Origin of the sequence: Pseudoalteromonas distincta (assembly GCF_000814675.1) — a bacterium.
In the GTDB taxonomy this organism is placed as follows: domain Bacteria; phylum Pseudomonadota; class Gammaproteobacteria; order Enterobacterales; family Alteromonadaceae; genus Pseudoalteromonas; species Pseudoalteromonas distincta.
Map to the genome: position 1 here is coordinate 177,058 of NZ_JWIG01000001.1, position 21,378 is coordinate 198,435.

24 protein-coding genes and 1 pseudogene are annotated in these 21,378 nt (G+C 39.0%); 5 read left to right on the forward strand and 20 right to left on the reverse strand.

The features are described 5' to 3' along the window. The first annotated feature begins 1 nt into the window (after position 1). The gene (locus QT16_RS00785) at positions 2 to 304 is read left to right on the forward strand and encodes a DUF6170 family protein (protein WP_039484549.1); all 303 of its coding nucleotides are present in this window, start codon (positions 2 to 4) and stop codon (positions 302 to 304) included. A gap of 24 nt (positions 305 to 328) precedes the next feature. Here the strand turns inward: QT16_RS00785 and QT16_RS00790 are convergent, their stop codons facing one another. After that, positions 329 to 625, reverse strand: coding sequence for a ComEA family DNA-binding protein (locus QT16_RS00790; RefSeq protein WP_039484552.1), 297 nt, complete (start codon positions 623 to 625; stop codon positions 329 to 331). Positions 626 to 939: 314 nt separating this feature from the next. Between QT16_RS00790 and QT16_RS00795 the strand changes: the two genes are divergently transcribed. Beyond that, positions 940 to 1,257, forward strand: coding sequence for a YebG family protein (locus tag QT16_RS00795; protein ID WP_004335683.1), 318 nt, complete (start codon positions 940 to 942; stop codon positions 1,255 to 1,257). A gap of 274 nt (positions 1,258 to 1,531) precedes the next feature. Here the strand turns inward: QT16_RS00795 and putP are convergent. Continuing rightward, positions 1,532 to 3,003: pseudogene (putP, locus tag QT16_RS00800) on the reverse strand (sodium/proline symporter PutP). Positions 3,004 to 3,334: 331 nt separating this feature from the next. Between putP and QT16_RS00805 the strand changes: the two are divergent. Beyond that, a complete protein-coding gene (locus tag QT16_RS00805) occupies positions 3,335 to 4,561 on the forward strand; it encodes an EAL and HDOD domain-containing protein (RefSeq protein WP_039484555.1) in 1,227 nt (408 codons plus the stop codon). A gap of 147 nt (positions 4,562 to 4,708) precedes the next feature. Here QT16_RS00805 and QT16_RS00810 read toward each other — a convergent pair whose 3' ends face one another. From QT16_RS00810 to ccmA, 10 genes are read right to left on the reverse strand one after another with little or no spacing between them, the layout of a single operon-like run. Then, entirely contained in the window at positions 4,709 to 5,440 is a 732-nt protein-coding gene (locus QT16_RS00810) for an MlaA family lipoprotein (RefSeq protein ID WP_039484557.1), read from the reverse strand. Between the two features lie 9 nt (positions 5,441 to 5,449). Further along, positions 5,450 to 6,703, reverse strand: a complete 1,254-nt coding sequence (ccmI, locus tag QT16_RS00815; protein WP_039484560.1) for a c-type cytochrome biogenesis protein CcmI — start codon at positions 6,701 to 6,703, stop codon at positions 5,450 to 5,452. Next, positions 6,704 to 7,165 (reverse strand): cytochrome c-type biogenesis protein, encoded by a 462-nt coding sequence (locus tag QT16_RS00820; RefSeq protein WP_002959280.1) that lies wholly within the window; start codon positions 7,163 to 7,165, stop codon positions 6,704 to 6,706. Further along, a complete protein-coding gene (locus QT16_RS00825) occupies positions 7,165 to 7,734 on the reverse strand; it encodes a redoxin family protein (protein WP_002959281.1) in 570 nt (189 codons plus the stop codon). Before QT16_RS00825 ends, QT16_RS00820 begins: the two co-directional genes overlap by 1 nt. After that, positions 7,731 to 9,701 carry a heme lyase CcmF/NrfE family subunit gene (locus QT16_RS00830; RefSeq protein ID WP_039484567.1) on the reverse strand — a complete coding sequence of 657 codons (1,971 nt, stop codon included), beginning with the start codon at positions 9,699 to 9,701 and terminating at the stop codon, positions 7,731 to 7,733. The genes QT16_RS00825 and QT16_RS00830 overlap by 4 nt, the downstream gene beginning before the upstream one ends. A gap of 2 nt (positions 9,702 to 9,703) precedes the next feature. Continuing rightward, a complete protein-coding gene (gene ccmE / locus QT16_RS00835; RefSeq protein WP_002959283.1) occupies positions 9,704 to 10,183 on the reverse strand; it encodes a cytochrome c maturation protein CcmE in 480 nt (159 codons plus the stop codon). After that, positions 10,180 to 10,383, reverse strand: coding sequence for a heme exporter protein CcmD (gene ccmD / locus QT16_RS00840; RefSeq protein WP_002959284.1), 204 nt, complete (start codon positions 10,381 to 10,383; stop codon positions 10,180 to 10,182). The genes ccmE and ccmD overlap by 4 nt, the downstream gene beginning before the upstream one ends. Before the next feature lie 2 nt (positions 10,384 to 10,385). Continuing rightward, entirely contained in the window at positions 10,386 to 11,123 is a 738-nt protein-coding gene (locus QT16_RS00845) for a heme ABC transporter permease (RefSeq protein ID WP_002959285.1), read from the reverse strand. Next, positions 11,123 to 11,809: a heme exporter protein CcmB gene (gene ccmB, locus QT16_RS00850; RefSeq protein ID WP_002959286.1), complete on the reverse strand. Its 687-nt coding sequence runs from the start codon at positions 11,807 to 11,809 to the stop codon at positions 11,123 to 11,125. The genes QT16_RS00845 and ccmB overlap by 1 nt, the downstream gene beginning before the upstream one ends. Continuing rightward, the gene (gene ccmA, locus QT16_RS00855) at positions 11,809 to 12,429 is read right to left on the reverse strand and encodes a cytochrome c biogenesis heme-transporting ATPase CcmA (protein ID WP_152609331.1); all 621 of its coding nucleotides are present in this window, start codon (positions 12,427 to 12,429) and stop codon (positions 11,809 to 11,811) included. Before ccmA ends, ccmB begins: the two co-directional genes overlap by 1 nt. Positions 12,430 to 12,532: 103 nt before the next feature. On the opposite strand from ccmA, the gene fliK reads away from it, so the two are divergent. Together fliK and QT16_RS00865 are read left to right on the forward strand one after the other, a co-directional pair. After that, complete coding sequence (gene fliK, locus QT16_RS00860; RefSeq protein WP_039484574.1) at positions 12,533 to 14,986, forward strand: flagellar hook-length control protein FliK; 2,454 nt, start codon at positions 12,533 to 12,535, stop codon at positions 14,984 to 14,986. Positions 14,987 to 14,988: 2 nt separating this feature from the next. After that, on the forward strand, positions 14,989 to 15,297 hold the full coding sequence (locus QT16_RS00865) for an EscU/YscU/HrcU family type III secretion system export apparatus switch protein (RefSeq protein ID WP_007377933.1): 309 nt from the start codon (positions 14,989 to 14,991) through the stop codon (positions 15,295 to 15,297). Between the two features lie 29 nt (positions 15,298 to 15,326). On the opposite strand, the gene QT16_RS00870 is transcribed toward QT16_RS00865, so the two are convergent. The 8 genes from QT16_RS00870 to QT16_RS00905 form a co-directional block, all read right to left on the reverse strand. Beyond that, positions 15,327 to 15,728: a DUF2802 domain-containing protein gene (locus QT16_RS00870; protein ID WP_024595394.1), complete on the reverse strand. Its 402-nt coding sequence runs from the start codon at positions 15,726 to 15,728 to the stop codon at positions 15,327 to 15,329. Positions 15,729 to 15,745: 17 nt separating this feature from the next. Beyond that, positions 15,746 to 16,243, reverse strand: coding sequence for a chemotaxis protein CheW (locus tag QT16_RS00875; protein WP_002959294.1), 498 nt, complete (start codon positions 16,241 to 16,243; stop codon positions 15,746 to 15,748). A gap of 24 nt (positions 16,244 to 16,267) precedes the next feature. Beyond that, positions 16,268 to 17,059 (reverse strand): chemotaxis protein CheW, encoded by a 792-nt coding sequence (locus QT16_RS00880; protein WP_039484585.1) that lies wholly within the window; start codon positions 17,057 to 17,059, stop codon positions 16,268 to 16,270. A gap of 3 nt (positions 17,060 to 17,062) precedes the next feature. Continuing rightward, complete coding sequence (locus tag QT16_RS00885) at positions 17,063 to 17,833, reverse strand: ParA family protein (protein WP_002959298.1); 771 nt, start codon at positions 17,831 to 17,833, stop codon at positions 17,063 to 17,065. 12 nt (positions 17,834 to 17,845) lie between these two features. After that, positions 17,846 to 18,805 (reverse strand): flagellar motor protein MotB, encoded by a 960-nt coding sequence (locus QT16_RS00890; protein ID WP_039484587.1) that lies wholly within the window; start codon positions 18,803 to 18,805, stop codon positions 17,846 to 17,848. Between the two features lies 1 nt (position 18,806). Then, positions 18,807 to 19,571 (reverse strand): flagellar motor protein, encoded by a 765-nt coding sequence (locus tag QT16_RS00895; RefSeq protein ID WP_002959300.1) that lies wholly within the window; start codon positions 19,569 to 19,571, stop codon positions 18,807 to 18,809. After that, positions 19,564 to 20,727 (reverse strand): protein-glutamate methylesterase/protein-glutamine glutaminase, encoded by a 1,164-nt coding sequence (locus QT16_RS00900; RefSeq protein ID WP_039484590.1) that lies wholly within the window; start codon positions 20,725 to 20,727, stop codon positions 19,564 to 19,566. The genes QT16_RS00895 and QT16_RS00900 overlap by 8 nt, the downstream gene beginning before the upstream one ends. A 58-nt stretch (positions 20,728 to 20,785) precedes the next feature. After that, the coding region (locus tag QT16_RS00905) for a chemotaxis protein CheA (protein ID WP_200886954.1) at positions 20,786 to 21,378 on the reverse strand (593 nt) is incomplete at its 5' end.

Genomic DNA, 21,378 nt, shown 5'->3' on the forward strand with positions numbered 1-21,378 from the left:
TATGTTTACATTTTTTTCAAGCCAATTAGACCAGCTTAAGCATTTAAAAGTACGCCAGCGTCAAGACGTAATTGCGCTTGCATTAAGCAAGCTATCGCCAACTGATAAAGTTCTATTGCGTATTATAAAGTTGCTATTACTTAGCCCACTATTTTTAATATTCACTGTATTTAAAGGTTGGATATTAATACCATTTTTGATACTTGGCGGATTGTGCTATCCACTATTAACTACACCTATTGAAATTAACTTTGCTAAAAAGCACTTAAGCGATGCACTAAAACAATTTAATCAGGGCGCCTAGCACCCTGATTACTATTTAGAAATATTAAAGTGAAAGTTTCCCCTCTAGTTTAGCTAAAAGTTTTTTGCCAATCCCTTTAACTTGCGATAAATCACTAACGCTTTTAAATTCGCCATTTTCTTCACGATAATCCACAATTGCCTGCGCTTTTTTCTTACCTATACCTGGTAACTTAGCAAGCATCTCTGTATCAGCATTATTTATACTAATTGCCTCAGCTTGAGGCATTTGCTTAGTTACTTCTGATAATTGTGCGTACGCGGTAGTCGCGGGTAGTAAACATAATAAACTTATGATGAGTAAATTTTTTAACGTTTTCATTAAACTTGCCCTTATTCTTCTTTTCTTAATTTTGAGTATTGCTCAGGAAATCAATAAATAAGGAACTGTAAAGTTCATCACTTAAAGTGTACCTAAACGCATTATCACTATAATCCGAAATCCTGAAAATGCAGCTGGTACAACAAAGTGATTGCTTAACTAAAGTAAAGTTACCGTTTTTTGTCAAATTTAAGACACCTAAAAATTAATACTTCGCGCTTGCAAATTTACTTACAAACCATTACTGTACATAAAAACAGTAATCTAATGGTTTTTTAAAAACCACGGTGCCAAGCAATTTTGCAGGAGAAATCATGGCTGTTGTTGTTAAATATGTTGTAGAACGAAACGGAGTCGAGCGTATGACGTTTACTACCAAAAAAGAAGCGGATGCTTATGACAAGATGCTCGATATAGCAGAATCACTTGAGCTGATGCTAGAAAAGGTAGACGTACCGCTTAGTGAGCAACAAATTGAATCACTTGCTTTAGAAATAGCGAAAAGCAAAGATGATTTTATGACCATATTAAAAGGTGGCAAAGATCCAGCTGTTACCAAAGCGCCAGCAAAAAGTAAAAAGTCAGATAACGTTGCATCAATTGAAGATAACAACGATAAAAAAGTAAGTTAATTCATAGAATGTTCCCTCCTCGGACGGGACAAACTAAATAAAAAAGGGAGCAACTAAGTTGCTCCCTTTTTTTATTATACCAATTCGCTTAATTAAGTGATCTCTTTGAGGGTGAAAAAACGTGTTGGTAGCTAGGCAAAAATTCGATATTTAGTTATTCTAAATGAGAATTTTTTAACACCGATAGCAACACGTTTAGCCCCGCAAAATGATTAAGTATTATTGCGGATTGGTATTAATTACTACTCATTTTAAAATAAATAGTAATTGCTAATTAAAGCTCTTTTTCTACTTCATCAAATAAAGCAGTGATGTTTTGCTCAGGCTCTTTTGTTACTAAGCTAACAACAACAATTGCAATACTTGCTAAAATAAAGCCAGGTACTATTTCGTACATAAAGCTACTTAAGCTTTCACCATTGATAGTAAATGGTCCATATATCCAAATTAGCACAGTAAATGCGCCTACTAACATACCAGCTAACGCACCAGCAAAGTTCATGCGTTTCCAATAAAGGCTAAACAATACAAGTGGTCCAAACGCAGCACCAAAGCCAGCCCACGCATTACTTACTAGGTCTAAAATAGAGCTATCTCTGTCGTAAGCTAAATAAATAGCGAACATAGCAACTACGGCAACACTTATACGGCCAACAGCAACTAGCTCTTTATCACTGGCATCTTTACGTAAGAATGTTTTATAGAAATCTTCTGTTAATGAACTTGAACTAACCAATAATTGAGATGAGATAGTACTCATAATCGCAGCCAAAATTGCAGCAAGTAAAAAGCCAGCAATAAGTGGGTGGAACAGCAATTCAGAAAGAATTAAGAAAATTGTTTCAGGGTCTTCAACTACAATGTTGTTCTCATAAGTATAAGCTGCACCAAATATACCAGTACCAACAGCACCAATGGCAGCAACAATCATCCATGTCATACCAATACGGCGTGCTTTAGGCATATCTTTAACACTACGTACCGACATAAAACGAACAATGATATGTGGTTGGCCAAAATAACCTAAACCCCAAGCCATTGCAGAAATAATACCTAATGCAGAACCTGCACCAATCCAGTTAAGCATATCTGGATTTACGCTATGTAAAGTTGATTCTAAAGGTTGTTCAAGCAAAGAGTATGCAACCGTTGGTACTAGAATAAGTGCAATGAACATAATACAACCTTGCACAAAGTCAGTTAAGCTTACAGCTAAAAAACCACCAAACAAGGTATATAAAACAACTACGCCCGTTGTAATGTATAAACCCATCTCATAAGTTAAACCAAATGAGCTTTCAAACAATTTACCACCAGCGACAACACCAGATGAAGTATAAAGAGTAAAGAAAACAATAATTACCACAGCTGATACAACACGCAATAAGTTGGATTTATCATTGAAGCGATTTGAAAAGTAATCTGGGATGGTTATAGAGTCATTTGCTTTTTCAGTGTAAACACGTAATCTCGGTGCAACTAACAGATAGTTTAACCAAGCACCAAGCCAATTGCTATCCATGTACTACTAAAACCAGTAACAAACATCGCACCAGGTAGGCCCATTAAAATCCAGCCACTCATATCAGATGCACCTGCAGACAGTGCAGCTACACTTGGAGATAGATTTCGTCCACCTAACATGTAACCAGATACATCGTCAGTAGATTGCTTATATGCATATAGTCCGATACCTAACATTACAATAAAATATAATGCTAGTGAAATAATCATTCCTGTTTCCAAATTAGCCTCCGCATAATTATTAATAATAGGCTTTAATCCAAATAATGACTCTTAAAATTTTATAGTTAAGACACTATTGGGGTAAAAACCATTCTCGCTGACTATATCATGCTTGATAATAAAATCTCCAACTTGTTGCCCTCACCTGATACAAAAATACTCATGTTGAATAATTTTAAAGCGAATTGGTGAAATATAATAAATTAAATACAAGAAACACCTTAATTTTTAATGATAATTTATTAATCTAGCAAATATACGTAATGCTATTTTGAGTCTTTTGCCATATATTATTACAATACCTAATTAGATTACTCTTACGGAACTGTTTATGTATTTTTACGCTGCACGCCAACCTATTTTAGACAGAGATAAAAAGCTCATCGGATATGAACTTTTATTTCGCGATGGCGTTGATAACGTATTTCCCGATATAGACGGTGACGAGGCAACTACACGACTAATTGAAGGTAGTCAGTTTAATTTCGGCTTAGAAGATTTAACCGACAATAAACCCGCCTATATAAATTTCACCCTAGAAACGCTATTAAAGGGCTACCCAACACTACTGGGCAAAGATACTGTAGTTGTAGAAATCCTTGAAACTGTGCAACCTGGGAAGCGATTATTAGCCATAGTGAAAGATCTAAAAGATAAAGGTTACACTATTGCTCTTGATGACTATATTCATCAGCCTGTTTGGCGCCACTTTTATCCATTTATTGATATTATTAAAATAGACTTTTTAGCATCTGATATAGATACAATAAAAACGGTTCTTAATGATTTAAAACTGCACTCGCATATTAAGTTACTTGCCGAAAAAGTAGAAACCTATGAAATTTACCAACAAGCCCTAGAGCTTGGTTTTGATTATTTCCAAGGATTTTTCTTCTCCAAACCGGAAATGGTACAGAGTAAGGCTCTACCGCCTTCAGAAATGGCATTAGCTGAATTACTTTACGAAACATCAAGCGTTGATATGGATCTTAAAAAAATCACTGATGTGTTTGAGCGTGATGTAAACCTATCTTACAAATTACTTAGGTATTCAAATTCTGCTGCCTTTGCAAGGCGTGCTGAAATAAGTACCATTAAGCAAGCCCTTATAGTGCTTGGCGCTAACGAAATTAAAAAACTATTATCATTATTATTTGCAGCGCAAGTATCAGCAGATAAACCTGTAGAGCTAATTAGGCTATCGCTTACGCGCGCTCGTTTTGGTGAGTTACTCGCTATATCCCATGGACAATTTAAAGATACCGGCATGGCATTTTTAACCGGTATGATGTCTCTTATGGATGCTATTTTAGATGAGAGTATGGAAAGCGTTATGAAAAAGCTTCCACTTTCGAATGACATAAAAGCAGCGTTATTAAACGATGAGGGGTTGCTGGCAAAATATTTAAACTTAGTTAAGTATTATGAACAAGCTAACTGGTCAGCCGCAAACGAATTAACGAAAGAGCTAAACCTAGGTGAAAAAGTTCCTGATGCCTATCATGAAGCACTCACTTGGGTTAATGAGCAAATGCAGTTAATAGTTAACGAAAAATAAGTAACCCGAACTCTGGTTAAGGTATTTACTAATATATTGAATCATAATGATACTTAAGTTTATTTTTCTCTAGCCAAAGTTCAGGTTCTATATAAACAGTAAATAAAAACGCCAGCATATAGCTGGCGTTTTTATCAGTGGCTTCAATTATAAACTTTCTAAAAAGTCTTCATCAAAATCAGTTGGCTCTTCTTTTATAGGTGGATTGCCATCGTACAGCTCATAAATTTGACGCTGGAAGTAAATATCTTTTACAAATAAGTACGGATCAAGTGAATCATTTAATAGCCCTTCTTGTGGGATTAATGATGCACGCGCCTCAACTGCTTTTAAAACAAATACTAAAATAGTTTGTGGAGTCGTTAGCGCAACTTCAGGTAATACAAAATTGTCGACTACATCACCGGTCAGGTTACGTGCTGTTGTTGGCCCCATACCTGGTAGCATTAAATAGGCGCCATCACCTACGCCCCATACACCCAACGTTTGTCCAAAGTCTTCATCGACTATTTCAAGACCTAGTGAGCTTGCAACATCAAAGATACCAAACAGACCGACAGTAGAGTTAACTAAAAAGCGTGCTAAGCTCACACTTGCATTACCCGGTTTACCTTGCAAACCCGCATTGATCATATCTACTGGTGCAGTGATATTACCTGTAAAATTAACAATACCGTTTCTTACCGGTACAGGCGTTACTTCAACATAACCTACAGCAACTGGGCGCAACAAATAAGCATCCAGTACATCCATATTAAAGTCATATAATGGACGATTAATACTTTGCAGCGGATCTCTGTCATCTACTTTGCTTTGAGGTACTTGAGCACAGCCGGCTAGTATCAATAAACATAAAAAAGTAAAACTGTGTTTTAACATCTAACGTCCTTAAGGTATTAATGTATCAATTTGAAGTTGGTAGTCACTTACACTTTCACGCTTTAACGCCTGTGAATGACCTTCTAGCTCACCAGAGCTTGGCATAACAGAGTCATCGATAGAAATACGCGCCGAAATAATAATATTTTCTGCACTAGATAAGTTAAGCCCTGCAACCATTGCACTACTATCACTCAACTCAACTGTAATTGGAAATGAATATTTAGTCAGCTTAACAGCAGCCAATGGCATAGGTGAGCCAGTTGCAGCTTTTGCAAATATAAACAAAATACCGTCTTTTGGCTGTTTATCAATAAGCTCTTTTGCAATGTCGACTGTAACTGCAATAGCACCCGTTGTAGTAGTAACTGGCATAACTGAGCCTTCACTTTGCATTTGCTGCTCAATATCAGCAATACGTTCTGAGATCATGTTATAACGTGAATCATTTTTTTCCATGCTCGCCAATAAAACTTCAAATGCAGTTTTAGCTTGCGGCCAATCTTTACGCTCATACGCTATCAGCGCTAGTAACGAAATAGCATCTAAATTAGTAGGCTCAACGTTTAGCACTTTTGAAAGCATACCTGCCGCGCGAGTCATATTAGCTTCGCTACCTTCAAGTAATAAAACCTGACTGTAACTAATAAGAACCTGCATATTATCAGGGTTCATACGTAGTGCTTTATCAAATGACTGCTGCGCCATGTCAAGTTCATTAAGCGACATAGCCACTCGACCAAGTAGCATCCAAGCAACTTCATCATCGCCAGAGCGGCTAAGTTTAGTACGGAGCGCCAATGCAAAAGCCTGCAGCTCATTTTGACTAAGCGGCTCACCTTTTTGCATTACAGCACGCTCGCCATAATCAGCTAAATTATCCATTGCGTCATGCCAAGCCGAAATTTGCTGCTGACTGCCTGTAAAACTATAAAAAATCCCTGTAAGTGCAAGAACAAATGCACCGCCTGTTAAAGCAAAAATACGGTTATTACCTTTGCTGTTAAGTGATTTCTCTGGTGATAGCTCGTTCAATAAGCGACGTTTTAATTCAACAATTGATTCTGCGTGATTTACGCTATCAATCCGTTGATTATCTAAATCAGTTTGCAAATCGACTAAACGCTGCTCATAAATACTAATTAATTCAGCATTGGCGTTATGAGTAATCGTTTGAACACGCTCTTTTTTTAAAAAAGGTATCATAACAAAGCTAAGAGCAACCAGTGTGAGTAAGGCAAAACACGCCCACATTAAAATCATTTAGCTTTGCTCCTGACGTTTATTTTGTTCAATTAGCTTCGCTAGCAGCATTTCATCGTCGCTGCTCCATGTTTGTTTTACTGATGCTTTTCGTTGGCGAATAACAATAAAACCAAAGCCAACAATTACAATTAATACCGGTAGTACCCACAGCACTAAAGTCGCTGGTGTAACAGGTGGGTCGTAATGAACAAAATAGCCAAAGCGGTCAATCATATAATCAATCACTTCGTCTTTGCTTTTACCTTCTTTAACCAATACGAGCACTTTATCGCGCAAGTCTTTAGCAACAACAGCGTCGGAGTCCGCAATGTTTTGATTTTGACACTTAGGGCAACGTAGCTCTTTGGTTAACTCTTCAAACAATATTGCTTGTTTGTTGTTATCAAATTGATAGCGATCTTGCTGTGCAAACGCCCCCATGCTTACAAAAAGGCTAAGCGTAAGTAGTAACCACTTCATTATTTAAGCTCCTGCATAATTGGCGCAAATTTAGCTCGCCATACTCGCGGATTTATATCACCGGTGTGATGTAACAAAATAGTGCCGTTCTTATCGACTAAAAAAGTTTCTGGCGCACCCGACACGCCTAAATCCAACGACAAAGTACGGTGTAAATCTAAAATATTAAATTGGTAAGGGTCACCTGCACGTTGCAGCATATCAGTGACTTCGCTGCGAAGTGATTGCATATCAAACGGGCCATCAAAATCAGCGTCGTAACCTTGTACGTAATATAGTCCAATAATTTTAACGCCTTGCTCACGTAACTTAGTTAAATAACCAAGCTCGACTAAACATGTTGGGCACCACGTACCCCATACATTTAATAAGTAAACTTCACCTTTTAACGACTCGTTGGTCCACTGCTTATTGTCTTGCATTAAATCAGGTAGATTAAATGCTGGCATTTCTTGACCTAACCGCCCTGTTTGAATTTCACGAGGGTTGGCAAAAAGACCTTGGTATAAAAATACACACACAAAAGCAAACACTAAAAGCGGCGCAATAGCTAAAATTTTACGGTTCATAAAACACTCTCCGGTACATCTTTACGGGCTTTTTTAGCTGATGTACGGTAACGTTTATCAAACAAAATCATGAAACCTGCAAATGACATAAGCACGCCACCAATCCATATCCAGCGTACAAATGGTTTATGATAAATGCGAAGTGACCATGCATCACCACTTAATTGCTCACCTAATGCTAAATATAAATCACGTTTAAAACCGGCATCTATTGCCGCCTCAGTCATAAACTGCATACCAATGTCATATTTACGTTTTTCGGCGTGTAAACGTGTTACTAGCTCATTATTTTTAAGCACAGATACAACGCCCGCATGACCGCTGTAGTTTGGCCCACGAATAGTTTTAACGCCATCAAAGCGATATTCATACTCATTAAGCTGTGCTATTTCACCCGGTTTCATCGATACATCACGCTCTACTGAATAAGCAGAGGTAAGTGTTACGCCCGCAATAATAAATGCAATACCAATATGCCCAAGTACCATAGCCCAGTAACTTACAGTAAAGCGTTTTAAGCCTTCTTTTAAGCTCCCGTGCACAGCTGCTTTGGTGTAAATATCAATCCCTGTTGATATTGCAATCCAAACCGCCAGTGTTGTCGCTAATAACGTAAGTGGTTTTACTAAATCGTAACTTGAGAACAACCAAGCGCAGGTAATCACAACACTTGCTAATACGCCCATTAATATTTTGTTTTGCAAAAAAGCCCATTTGTTTTGCTTCCAACGTAAAAGTGGTCCTATACCCATCAAAATAGCAAACGGTACTAAAATTATTGCAAACATCTTATTAAAAAACGGTTCGCCAATAGAAATGCTACCTAAGCCCATTTCTTTATGAACCATTGGCAACAATGTACCTAACATAACAATTAATGTAGCAACAACTAAAAATATATTATTGAGCCATAACGCCACTTCGCGCGATACCAGCTTGTATCGTCCTTCACTGTGAACTTGTGACACACGCATTGCATATAACGCCAATCCACCACCGACAACTATGCCTAAAAAGGCGAGTATAAATAAGCCTCTATCAGGGTCTGTAGCAAACGCATGTACCGATACAATAATACCCGAGCGTACAATAAACGTACCTAGCAAACTTAAAGAGAATGCTGCAATTGCGAGTAATACTGTCCATGATTTAAATATACCGCGCTTTTCTGTCACACTTAATGAATGCAGTAATGCGGTTGCAACAAGCCAAGGCATAAGCGCTGCGTTTTCTACTGGATCCCAAAACCACCAGCCGCCCCAGCCTAGTTCTGAATACGCCCACCAGCTACCAATAGTAAGACCTAAACCTAAGAAACCCCATGCAGTCATCGTCCACGGGCGTGACCATTTAGCCCATGTGTTATCAAGTTTACCAGTTAACAATGCAGCTATAGCAAAAGAGAAAGCAACCGACAGCCCCACATAACCCATGTACAGTAATGGTGGATGAATAATCATACCTGGATCTTGAAGCAGCGGATTCAAATCACGCCCTTCTACCGGAAAATAAGGAAGTAGGCGCTCAAACGGGCTTGAAAGCAGTAAGGTGTACATCATAAAACCTACACCTAAAAAACCAAGTACACCCAGTACGCGAGCACGTAATACCCAAGGTAATGATTTAGAACGCGCTGCTACAGCAGCAGTCCAACCCGCTTGCATTACTAACCACAATAAAATAGCTCCTTCATGACCGCCCCACGTAGAGGTAATTTTATAGTACCAAGGCAGCGTACTACTTGAATGATACGCTACGTAAGATACGGTAAAGTCGTCTGTTAAACTTGCATAAATAAGTGCAGCAAATGAGATGAGTACAAAAGCAAACTGGCCTATTGCTAAAGATGGAGCCGCACGCATTAATCGAAGATTACCGGTATGCGCGCCCCAAAGAGGAAAAATACACAGTAAAACGCTTAGCACCATGGCAAGCGTTAAAGAAAAATAACCAATTTCTGGGATCATAGCTAATTACCACTATCTAAGTTGTATTTTGGTTTTTCGTGCTTAATACCTTTAACTGCCTCTGCAACTTCTGCTGGCATATATTCTTCGTCATGCTTTGCAAGCACTTCAAATGCTTCAATAACATTAGGCTCGACTAATACGCCCTGCGCTACAATGCCTTGCCCCTCACGAAACAAGTCTGGCAATATGCCTTGATAACGCACAGTCACTAATGGGCCTGTATCTATCAACTTAAAGCTTACTTGTAAGCTTTGTTCATTACGCTCAACCGTTCCTGGCACAACCATGCCGCCAATACGTAACTTTTGACCTATATGTGGTTTTTCTTTGTTAGGGCCTTTGCCATCAATTAATTCGCTTGGCGTATAAAAAAGATTAATATTTTCTTGCAGTGCATAAAGCACTAAACCAATTGACCCACCAATACCAAACAGTACGGCAATGATTACCAATAGGCGCTTTTTACGTCTTGGATTCATGAGATTTGTTCCTGCTTAGCTTTTTTAATTCGCGCTTCACGTATTATTTGTTGCTCAACTGAAGCCATAATACGTTTGGTGTCTCTCAAAGAGTTCACTAAAATACCGAGTAAAATAAGTGCGCATGTACCAAAAGAAAGCCAGACATAAAATCCATAACCTCCCATTGCAATAAAATCAGAAAAAGAGTCAAACTGCATAATTACCCCTTATTTAACAACGAGCGCACCCACGGTCGGTGCTTTTCTCGTTGTAAAATTTCATTTTTAAGACGAATTAAAGTCACTGTTCCAACAAAAGCAGCAAAGGCTAAAATATTAACCATAAGAGGCCAAAACATACTTGGATCTATTGCTTTTGTGTCTAGCTTTGTAATGCTTGCACCTTGGTGTAATGTATTCCACCACTCAACAGAGTAATGAATAATAGGTAAATTAATTACGCCAACAATTGCTAAAATAGAAGCCGCACGCCCTGCTGACTTCTTATCTTCAAATGCATGGTAAAGCGAAAGCACGCCAAGATATAAAAATAATAAAATAAGCTCAGACGTTAAACGTGCATCCCATACCCACCAAGCACCCCACATAGGTTTGCCCCAAGCAGCGCCAGTAATTAGCGCTATAGCAGTAATACATGCACCAACAGGCGCAATAGCAATAACAGCAAGCTCGGCATTTCGTAGCTGCCATACAAGTGCAACAATGGCGGCAATAGCCATTGAGGAATAGGCGCCCATAGATAAAATGGCAGAAGGCACATGAATAAAAATGATACGGTAGCTGTCTTTTTGTTGGTAATCGGCAGGTGCAAAACCAAGCCCCCATACCCATCCAACAATCATACTAACTACGGTAACTACGGCAAAATAAGGCAGTAACGTATTGCATAACTGGTATGCACGCTCTGCTTTAGCATAGGGATGTAACCACTTCCACATTAACTTACACTCACTTTTAAAGCTGACGATATGGCAATTGGTGCGCTAATAATAGCAATAAGTAACATTGCACCAAGGATGGCAAGCTGCCCACTATAATCCAGCGACATGGTGCTGGTATCGATAGCCGACGTTGCAAAAATCAAAACAGGAATATACAAAGGCAGTACGAGTAAACTCATCAAAATACCCCCTTTTTGTAATCCCACAGTAAGCCCTGCGCCTATTGCGCCAATAAAGCTCAATAATGGTGTGCCTAATAATAATGTTAAAACGGTTGCTGTTAACGCCGTACTTTCTAGGTTTAACAACAATGCAAATAGCGGTGTCATTAATACAAGCGGTAAACCTGTTACCACCCAATGAGCAGCCACTTTAGCAAGTACGGTTAGCGATAATGGATAAGAGGATGCAATTAACTGCTCCAACGAGCCATCGTTAAAATCATCCCTAAACAACTTATCTAAACCCAACATGGTAGAGAGTAATGCGGCAACCCAAATAATACCTGGCGCCATTCTCGCAAGTAGACCGGGCTCAGGCCCTATTGCTAACGGAAATAATGAAATTACAATTAAGAAGAATAAAATAGGATTTACAATTTCGGCGCGCTGGCGAAACGCAAGTTTTACATCTTTGGTAAATACCGCACTAAATAGCAACCAATAAGAGTGTTGACGAGTCATTAGTGGCGATACTCCAATGTAACCGTTTGTAAGTTACTAAAGTGGGTCGTTAAGTCTTGGTGGGTCGTTAATAAAATGGCACCACCGCTTTGTAAGTGTTCAGTAAATCGCTGCTGTAAAAAGGCGACACCGCTTTTATCAAGCGCGGTAAATGGCTCATCAAGTACCCATAATTTAGCATCACTTAACCAAAGCCTAACTAGCGCTACACGTCGTTGTTGTCCAGCAGATAGCATTCTAACGGGTACATCTTCAAGTCCAACAAGGCCAAGTTGCGCTAAAATAGGATATAAATCAGGCTCATTTATGTAGCCATTGATTTGTAACCAGTGGCGAACATTTTCAACTGCACTAAGCTGAGTACTTACACCTGTTTTATGCCCTATAAAAAGCAGCTCTCTGGCATACTCTTCATAGTACTTAGATATAGGTTGATCTTGGAACAGAACAGACCCTTCATCAGGCACAGAAAAGCCAGCAATAATACGCAATAGCGATGTTTTACCAGCCCCATTAGGACCCGCTAATTGCATGATTTGACCGCTATTAAGGCTAAAATTAAGATCCGCAAACAAACAACGATCTTGCTTGATGCAGGTGACGGACTTAATGTGTAACAAGATGACGATTCTCTCTGCCAAAAATTAGGCGTTAGTCTACCATAATGATAGGGTAATACGAATATTGCTTTATAATCGATTAACAAAAACTTGATTTAAAATAATGAATACACCAACGCAAATAACATTATCTAACTCATTGGTTATCAATCAATCTGCTCACAGCCAGACCAATGAGTTACCACAGTTACCTAGTGAGGTACTTGCGGCTAAAAACATCCAATTTTCGAAAGACTCGATTACGCTTGATGTATTTATTGATAAGCATTGGCAAACATTAAGGCTTGGCACTACAAGCACACCACAAAACCTGCAAAAAATAGTCAGTGCTAACATACAAATCAGCCCTGATGGTAAGCAGCTCAACATATCGCCAAACAGTACAACCCTTACTTTAAATCAGCCGGTACAATTGCAGCGTTTGTTAAATTATGTAAGCACGGGCACTGAGGTACAAAGCCAACCAATGGATGTAAAAGTTGCTGTATCCCCTTCTCCCAAGTTAGTTATTGATAAACTCAACGCAAGTATTGCCATAAATAAAGACGTAGCCCAGTTACTTACAACAGAACAGCCTTTAAAAGTAGTTGTTAGTACGACTAATAAAGGCGCACAGATTAATGTTATTAACCGCTTTGCAGATACGGTTCACTCGCAACCACTTAGCCAAACTAAACTTACTAATTTACTCGCGGCCTTGTTACCCAGTGCACAGCTTCAAGTAACACCAAAACTGGCTATTTTAACTCATCCTCAAAAGTCAGGTTCATTTACAACACCTATCACTAATCAACAACTTGCCGAACTACCGAATACACCTATTAAAGTAAATTTAGTGAACCAGGCAGATAAATTATTTATTAAAACCGATACAAACAATATAAAAGTAACGCTTAACAACTCATTCTCAAAACCATTCAACGAGTTACTTTTAGCGCAAAAAAGCAATGCACCTGAAGTAGCCGTTTCTGCAAGTAATGTAAAAGTAAATCCATTATTGACCCTAAATAGTCCAATAAAATCGTGGCTACAAAGTAGTTTTAGTGATTTAAAAACGCGAATTAATGATGCGGTTAAATATTTTGAAAATAAGCCTTTTGCTACAATAAGTAAATCTGAGTTAACGCAGCTATCAACTTCGCCCGCGCAACAAAAAACGTCTTTAGCTATACAACTGAGTGAATCACCGCTAAATAGAGTTAACATTACTCAAAGTGTGAGTACTGCGTTAAATAACAATACGAGCAATATTTTGCCAGAGCACTTTTCAAGGCTCCCGCCGATTGTACAATTAACGCAACTAGTAAAAGGAAGTGTTAGTGTTTGGCAAACACCTGCAAACACAGCAACAACCTACACGCCAATAACAAATAATACTACCCCAGGTGAAGTGGCGAGCGCTAAGCTAAGTGATTTAAAAGCAAGCCAATTAAAACCCCTTATTACTAGTGAAAACAGTAAACCGAACGCCTTGGTTAACCTTACCAATGAAGTAGTCACTAAGGGACTTACCACCTCCTCAGCACAGCTTGCAATAAACGATAATAATCAAAACAACACAAGCACAGTGAACACTAAAAGCATTACCTTGTTAACTGAGCCGTTATCTAATGCGCCCTCTCGTAGTCAAATGCTACAACCAATAGAAGCAAAACTATTAAGTACATTATTAAAGCTTCCTGATGCCACAACCCCTACAGATAGGCTGGCTTACAATAAACAACTTTTAAGCAGTCAAATTACTGATATTACAGATAAGGCAACAAAAGACACCCCTGATTTAACTCGCTTAATTAATCAGGCATTTAACCGTATGGTTTCAAGTAATAACATAAACCCTGCAACCATACAGCGTGAGATACTTGCTACTTTACAGCCCACTCAACTAGCGGGTGATATGCTGCAAAGTAGTTTCACTAAAGGGCTTGAACAGGTGGCTGTGAGTATTTTAGCTGCGCCTCTGATTAGCCAATCAGTAACGCCTATCAGTTTTAATAATCAAACTGGCTTAGATGCTCTCTTACAAGTACTTATACCTACTTTTAAAATGGGTAACACGGGAGCAAAAATGCTTGAACAGCTTCAACAAGCTCAAGTACAAACTTTGGCCAGCGAAATCGTACACGTTAAAAACACACTTACCCAAGTAAGTGTCTCAACACCAAATCAACAGCCAGACACAAACCCGCTTGCACAATTTTTATTACCGATGAGATTACCTCCAGAAGCAGCCCAAACAGAAATAACACTTGGACAGTATAAAAAGCCAAGCGCCGGTAAATTAGAAGATAAAAATGTATGGTTTGTCAGATTAAACTTTGATTATGCCCAACTTGGGCAGCTACAAATTACTGCAGAGTTAATGGATAAAGCACTCGATTGCCAGCTATTAGCCTCGAGCCAAGAAGTAAGTGCAATTGCTCACCCTCACTTAGATAATTTAAGATCAAAACTAGCTAAACATGGCTTACAAGTTGGCGAGCTCAACTTAAAGAGAGGCGATGCCAACAATCAGGCATTCTATAAATCTCACGCAATTATTAATATTAAGGTTTAGCTATGAGTGATACACCTATTAATAAGTCAGCCATTGGGCTTTTGTACGAAGCTGGTAACACACCGACTGTAAGTGTTAAGGGGTTTGGTGAATTAGCTGATGAAATAATAGCAGCGGCTAAACTAAAAGGAATTATGATCCACGAAGATGCAGCACTTGCTAAAACGTTGTCGCATTTAGAGTTAGGAGAAGAAATTCCTAAAGAGCTTTATTATGTTATTGCAGAGCTTATTGCGTTTTCGTATGTATTAAGAGGTCAATTTCCGCCAGGTTGGCAGGATTTTCAAGGTAAGTTAAATATTAAGGCTTGAGCCAATTTATCCGCACATAAAAAAAGGCGCTAAGCACCTTTTTGTTTATGTAATGAAAATAGTAATTCGGCTTCTGCTCGTGGTAGTTCGCACTCGCGTATTACTTCATCAAGGTCTGCACCTAACTCAACCATTTTTACAGCACGAGAGTAAATTTTAGCATCAGGGTCATCGTATTTTTGCGCCGCTTGCTGTTGCATTAAATCTTGGTTTTGTTGTTCAACTTCAAGCACTCGCTTACCAATACTTAAGAGCCCGGTTCTAATCTCCGAAATTTCACTGCGCAAAATATGAGTCTGCTCTGAGCTATCTTTAAGCTGCTGCGATACAGCATTAATTTCATTCGCGTGTTTATTTTTTAATGCAATAATTAACGCCAGCGATATAAGTCCTACCGCTAACGCTGATATAGCTATACTAAGTAACACCATAATTTATTTGGTAAAGCTTATATATCGCTTAACTCATCCCATTCGTCATCACTGAGTAACTTATTTAAATCAACCAAAATCAGTAATTCATTATCGCGGTTACAAACCCCCTGAATAAACTTAGCGCTTTCTTCAGTACCAACATTTGGCGCACTGTCGATTTCAGAGCTACGCAAGTAAACCACTTCCGATACGCTATCGGCTAAAATACCAATAACTTGCTCTTCTGCTTCAATAATTAAGATGCGAGAGTTGTCAGTTGCATCAGCAGCTAGCAAACCAAAACGTGCGCGAGTATCAATAACGGTAACAACGTTGCCGCGTAAGTTAATAATACCAATCACATATGAAGGTGCACCTGGTACAGGAGCTATCTCTGTATAACGAAGTATTTCTTGTACTTGCATTACATTTACGCCGTAGGTTTCTTCCTCTAGCTTAAACGTAACCCACTGTAAAATTTCATCGTTATTATCTGCGTTTTTATTTGCTGACAGTAATTTATCTTGATTCATGCTATTACCCCGTAATGGTCATTACTACTGACGGCTATCTAAGCCTTTCTCTAATAATATATTTAAATTATCTACGTCTATCAAAGCACACATTTTTTCTTTTATAACGCCAGCAAGCCATGGGCGCTTGCTTTTATTTGTACGCCATTTTACATCTTCTTTACTCAATGTAATGTTATTTATCAACTTTTCAGCTAATAAACCCCACTGGCTATCACCTAGTGTAATCAAATATTGATAATCTAAAGATGCCTCTAATTTATCATCATATTTTTCTGGCATAACCCAACGCGCAGTATCAACAACATTAAGCTTTTCTTCTCTGTTGAGCATAACGCCTTTAAACCATTTCGGCTTACCAAACAAATGATTTACTTCACCTAATTGATGTATTCCACCAAGTGCTTTTAATGGCACAGCCAAGGTCAAGCCAGCAACTTCAAAAAACAGTGCCTGAAATTCACCATCAAAATAGTCTGATTGGTTAGTAGTTACAATCTCCAGCTCTGGCTTTTCTATAGTAGTAATTGCAGGTGCTATTACTTCCTCGTCAACCACTTCATTAACTTTTTCAGTTTCAAACGCTGGCTCAGCTATTGGCTCAATTTCAACATTGAGCAAGTCATTATCAAATGTACTCTCTGCTGCTTTTAATTGTTCTTTAGGTTTTGAATGAATATGCTGTTGTGAATCATCTGGGATTTGCTCAAGTAATTTTGCAACTGGCTCAAGGTTATCTACAGGTTCATCTTCACATAACAAAGCCCCGAGGTATTGTTTCATTACTTTTTCATTAGCAAACAATTGCTTACTCATTCATTAACCTTGTTCAATTAAATATTCTAGCAGTGCTTTGTATGCGTATACACCGCGCGAGCGAGGACAATACTCTACAGGTACTTTTTGTGCAAAGCTTGCATCTCTAAATTTGGTATCCACCGGTATCACACCTGGCCAAACTTTATCACCATATGTACTTTGCAATGTTTTGTATGCTTCTAACGATGCTTTGGTACGTTTGTCGTACATGGTAGGAATTATAGTATATTGATAATCTTTTGCTTGAGAGGATTGCATCAAATCCATAGTACGCATCATTCTATCAAGCCCTTTGAGTGCTAAAAACTCCGTTTGCACTGGCACTAAAATTCGCTCACTTGCTGCAAGCGCATTGACCATTAACACCCCTAAAACTGGAGGGCAATCTAAAATGGCATAATCGTAATGTTCGCTAATTTTTGCAAGCGCTTTTTTTAGTATTAACCCCATCCCTGTTTTATTACCCATACTTCGATCAAGTGTAGCTATTGCCATAGTCGCAGGTAAAATATCCAGGTTTTGAAGTGTTGATGGACATAAAGCTTGGAGTATCTCTTCACTTTGCATACTTGTACCACGGGCAAAAATATCGTACACACTGACTTCTAAATCCTCTGAATCAATGCCAAAGTAATAAGTGAGTGACGCATGAGGGTCTGTATCTATAAGCAATACACGTTTACCTTGTAATGCCAAAATACCGGCAAGGCTCACTGCGGTTGTTGTTTTACCAACCCCTCCTTTTTGATTAGCGACAGTCCAAATCTTCACATTACATCCTAATTACTGTTCATTGCGCGTTGTTATGCGAATACCGCCATGAGGCAAACGAATTATTTTTATTGTATCGTCATCTGAAGGAAGTTCAATTTCAGGTTCAATCATTGCAGGCTCATCAGCTTGCCCGTCACTTTTAACCTCTTGTTTTGGCGGTAATCCATACTTAGAAAGTGCGATAACAACTTTACGATTTTCTGCGCGCCCTTGTTCTGTATCGTTACTTGCAAAAGGTGAATATTGGCCATAACCTTCTATCGCCATTCTAGCTGAATTAATGCCTAGTGCTTCCAGCTCTACTAAAATTGACGTGGCTCTAGCTACCGACAGTTCCCAGTTCGAACGAAATATCTCATTACGAATACTTTCATCATCAGTATAACCTCGTACTCTTACATAGTTATCTACTGGTGCAATAATATCTTTAACAATCTTGACGACCTGTTTTGCTCGAGAGTGTGCAACTGAACTACCACTTGAAAATAACATACCTGAGCTTAGCTCTATAATCAGCCAATCTTGGTTAAGCTCTAAACTGGCTTCTCCATCACGGATTTCATCAATAAGCGCTGACTGTAATTTAATTAGTAAACTATCAAGAGGTTTGCCTAAATACTTTTGCTGGATGTTGCTTGTATCACTTTGGCCGTCGAGTAGCTCAGGACCTTGCTCTTCTTTTAATATACTTTCGCCATAAAGAACTTCTTGTTCAGGTGTCACTCTATCTGTCAATATTCCATTACCGTTGACACCTTCACCTTGCTGGGAGTATTGGCGAGCTGACTTATCAAAAACCTGTTCAAGGGAATCTGACAATATTTGGAATTGTTCTTCTTTATTAATCGCTATCGCATACAGAACCACAAAAAAAGCAAACATAATAGTCATGTAATCGGCATACGATACAAGCCAACGTTCGGTATGTTGACTTTTAGCAGCAGAGTGACGAAGTCGTCGGCGTAACATGTTATTCGTCCACTAAATTAGGGCGCTCTACACGATAGGCTTCAAGCTTTAATTCTATATTTACTGGGCTTTCACCTATGCTTATTGCAATAACGCCTTCAGCAAGCATTTCATGGTAAAGCATTTTTTGCTCTACACGCTGTTTTAACTTATTTGCCATAGGTAAAAACAATAAATTAGCTAAGCCAACACCATAAATGGTCGCAATAAATGCCGTTGCAACGCCGGCGCCAAGCATTTGTGGATCGGTAATAAACGACATTGCCTGTATTAAGCCAAGCACCGCACCTAAAATACCTATGGTAGGGCTGTAACCCCCCATTGCTTCATAAACACGCGCGGCTTCAAGCAAACGATCGCGCTCTAGCAGTAAATCAATTTCAAGCGTGTCACGTAGTTTTTGCTCTGAGCAGCCATCGACAAGTAAGCTTAAACCTTTTGCTGCATACGCATCTGGGTGAGCTAAAGCTTCATTCTCAAGCGCTAAGTAACCTTCTTGACGTGCTTTATGAGACCATCGTTTAACTTGCTCTATTGCGTCTTCAATATCGTATTGTGGTGCAACAAAAACCCACGAGCTCATATTTATCATTTTTTTGAATGTGCTAGCAGAGGTTTGCAACATAACAGCGCCAAGCGTGCCACCTAGTACAATAATAAGCGCAGGGCCATTAAATAAAGCTGAAACAACACCGCCTTCTAAAGAATAACCTAGACCTATTGCACTGAGTGCTACCAATAGTCCAAATATTGAGAGTTTATCCACAACCTAACTCTCTCATTATACGCGCTGCAACATCGCTCAATGCTAAGCTTTCACTTGAAAGCCCCGCATTAGCAATTGCTTGGGGCATTCCATAAACGACACAGCTTTTCTCATCCTGTGCCCAAATAGTTGCCCCCGTTTGTTTTAACATTCTTGCACCATCACGACCATCAGCGCCCATACCTGTTAAAACAATAGCAAGTACATCACCTTGGTACGCTTTAGCTGCACTAGCAAACGTTACATCTACGCTTGGTTTATAACTTATTCTCTCGCTATGATCTTCAAATACGCGCAGCGTTCTATTTGCTCCACGCCCCTCTACCATCATCTGCTGTCCACCAGGCGCTAAATAAGCAATTCCTGGTTGTAAGCGATCGCCCTGTTGTGCTTCTTTCACTTTTATTTGGCACAAACCATTTAAGCGCGCTGCAAACGCGGGTGTAAATGCAGCTGGCATGTGCTGAATAAGTAAAATAGGGTGAGGAAAATTAGCAGGCAATTGAGTCAATATAGTTTGCAAAGCAACAGGACCACCTGTAGAAGTACCAATAGCTAAAAGTTGATATTGTTTTCCACTTGCTCGCATTGAGGCAACATTTGAACTTGTCGATGCAGCAGGCGCAGCTCTTTGAAAGCTTCTATCAGGCTGCTTGATTTGAGTTGTTGATGTGCTTGCTCTTTGCGAAAGTGAACTTGTTGGTTTAGTTGAAATGGATGGTTTAACTGGTGTTGCCGCTCTAAATGTTCGCGGTAAACGTCTTCGCCCTATATCTTTTACTTTACTTTGCAAAAGCTTAATTGCATCTTCATTATTGCGTGCAATATCTTCAAATTTTTTCGGTAAAAAATCCATTGCGCCAGCATCTAACGCATCAAACGTTGCTGTTGCACCATCACGTGTAAGTGATGAAAACATTAAGATAGGAGTTGGGTTACTCGCCATTATCTCTTTAACTGCGCTAATACCATCAAGCACAGGCATTTCGACATCCATGGTGATCATGTCAGGACGCAATTGAGCTGCTTTCTCAACAGCCTCTCTGCCATTAACAGCAAAGCCTATAACTTGTATATCGCTATCTTGCTCAAGGATTTCGCTTACTCTACGGCGAAAAAAGCTTGAATCATCAACAACTAAAACTTTAACGGCCATTTAGCTCTCTTATTAAATTTATGCGTAGGTATATATTAAATATATACCTACTTTATTATTAGCCTGCGTAATGTTTTAACATGTTTGGAACGTCTAAAATCAGTGCAATGCCGCCATCTGAAGTTATTGTAGCCCCTGCCATACCTGGCGTTCCTTGAAGTAACGCATCAAGCGGCTTAATCACTACTTCTTCTTGGCCAATTAATGAGTCAACAACAAAACCAATTTGTTGCGTACCAATTTGTACAATAACGACGTGACCTTTAGATTTTCGCTGAGAACGATCTGAGCCTTTTACTAACCAATGCTCAAGGTAAAATAACGGTATCGCCTTTTTACGCACAATAATTGTTAATTGCCCATCAACTACATTCGTCTTCGTTAAATCTAAATTAAATATCTCACTAACACCAGCCAGTGGTAACGCAAATGTTTGTGCGCCAACAACGACCATTAATGTCGGTAATATAGCCAAGGTAAGTGGTACTTTTATTTCTAAAATAGTACCAACACCAAGTTCAGACTGAATGCTTACTGAGCCATTAAGTTGCGTGATCTTAGTTTTAACTACGTCCATTCCTACACCACGGCCTGAAATATCAGATATTTCTTCTTTTGTAGAAAAGCCAGGTGCAAAAATCAGGTTATATG

Excerpts from the sequence above, each read along its gene's own strand:
- QT16_RS00785 (WP_039484549.1), top strand. The coding sequence starts at position 2 with ATGTTTACATTTTTTTCAAGCCAATTAGACCAGCTTAAGCATTTAAAA.
- QT16_RS00790 (WP_039484552.1), bottom strand. The coding sequence starts at position 625 with ATGAAAACGTTAAAAAATTTACTCATCATAAGTTTATTATGTTTACTA.
- QT16_RS00795 (WP_004335683.1), top strand. The coding sequence starts at position 940 with ATGGCTGTTGTTGTTAAATATGTTGTAGAACGAAACGGAGTCGAGCGT.
- QT16_RS00805 (WP_039484555.1), top strand. The coding sequence starts at position 3,335 with ATGTATTTTTACGCTGCACGCCAACCTATTTTAGACAGAGATAAAAAG.
- QT16_RS00810 (WP_039484557.1), bottom strand. The coding sequence starts at position 5,440 with ATGTTAAAACACAGTTTTACTTTTTTATGTTTATTGATACTAGCCGGC.
- ccmI (WP_039484560.1), bottom strand. The coding sequence starts at position 6,703 with ATGATTTTAATGTGGGCGTGTTTTGCCTTACTCACACTGGTTGCTCTT.
- QT16_RS00820 (WP_002959280.1), bottom strand. The coding sequence starts at position 7,165 with ATGAAGTGGTTACTACTTACGCTTAGCCTTTTTGTAAGCATGGGGGCG.
- QT16_RS00825 (WP_002959281.1), bottom strand. The coding sequence starts at position 7,734 with ATGAACCGTAAAATTTTAGCTATTGCGCCGCTTTTAGTGTTTGCTTTT.
- QT16_RS00830 (WP_039484567.1), bottom strand. The coding sequence starts at position 9,701 with ATGATCCCAGAAATTGGTTATTTTTCTTTAACGCTTGCCATGGTGCTA.
- ccmE (WP_002959283.1), bottom strand. The coding sequence starts at position 10,183 with ATGAATCCAAGACGTAAAAAGCGCCTATTGGTAATCATTGCCGTACTG.
- ccmD (WP_002959284.1), bottom strand. The coding sequence starts at position 10,383 with ATGCAGTTTGACTCTTTTTCTGATTTTATTGCAATGGGAGGTTATGGA.
- QT16_RS00845 (WP_002959285.1), bottom strand. The coding sequence starts at position 11,123 with ATGTGGAAGTGGTTACATCCCTATGCTAAAGCAGAGCGTGCATACCAG.
- ccmB (WP_002959286.1), bottom strand. The coding sequence starts at position 11,809 with ATGACTCGTCAACACTCTTATTGGTTGCTATTTAGTGCGGTATTTACC.
- fliK (WP_039484574.1), top strand. The coding sequence starts at position 12,533 with ATGAATACACCAACGCAAATAACATTATCTAACTCATTGGTTATCAAT.
- QT16_RS00865 (WP_007377933.1), top strand. The coding sequence starts at position 14,989 with ATGAGTGATACACCTATTAATAAGTCAGCCATTGGGCTTTTGTACGAA.
- QT16_RS00870 (WP_024595394.1), bottom strand. The coding sequence starts at position 15,728 with ATGGTGTTACTTAGTATAGCTATATCAGCGTTAGCGGTAGGACTTATA.
- QT16_RS00875 (WP_002959294.1), bottom strand. The coding sequence starts at position 16,243 with ATGAATCAAGATAAATTACTGTCAGCAAATAAAAACGCAGATAATAAC.
- QT16_RS00880 (WP_039484585.1), bottom strand. The coding sequence starts at position 17,059 with ATGAGTAAGCAATTGTTTGCTAATGAAAAAGTAATGAAACAATACCTC.
- QT16_RS00890 (WP_039484587.1), bottom strand. The coding sequence starts at position 18,805 with ATGTTACGCCGACGACTTCGTCACTCTGCTGCTAAAAGTCAACATACC.
- QT16_RS00900 (WP_039484590.1), bottom strand. The coding sequence starts at position 20,727 with ATGGCCGTTAAAGTTTTAGTTGTTGATGATTCAAGCTTTTTTCGCCGT.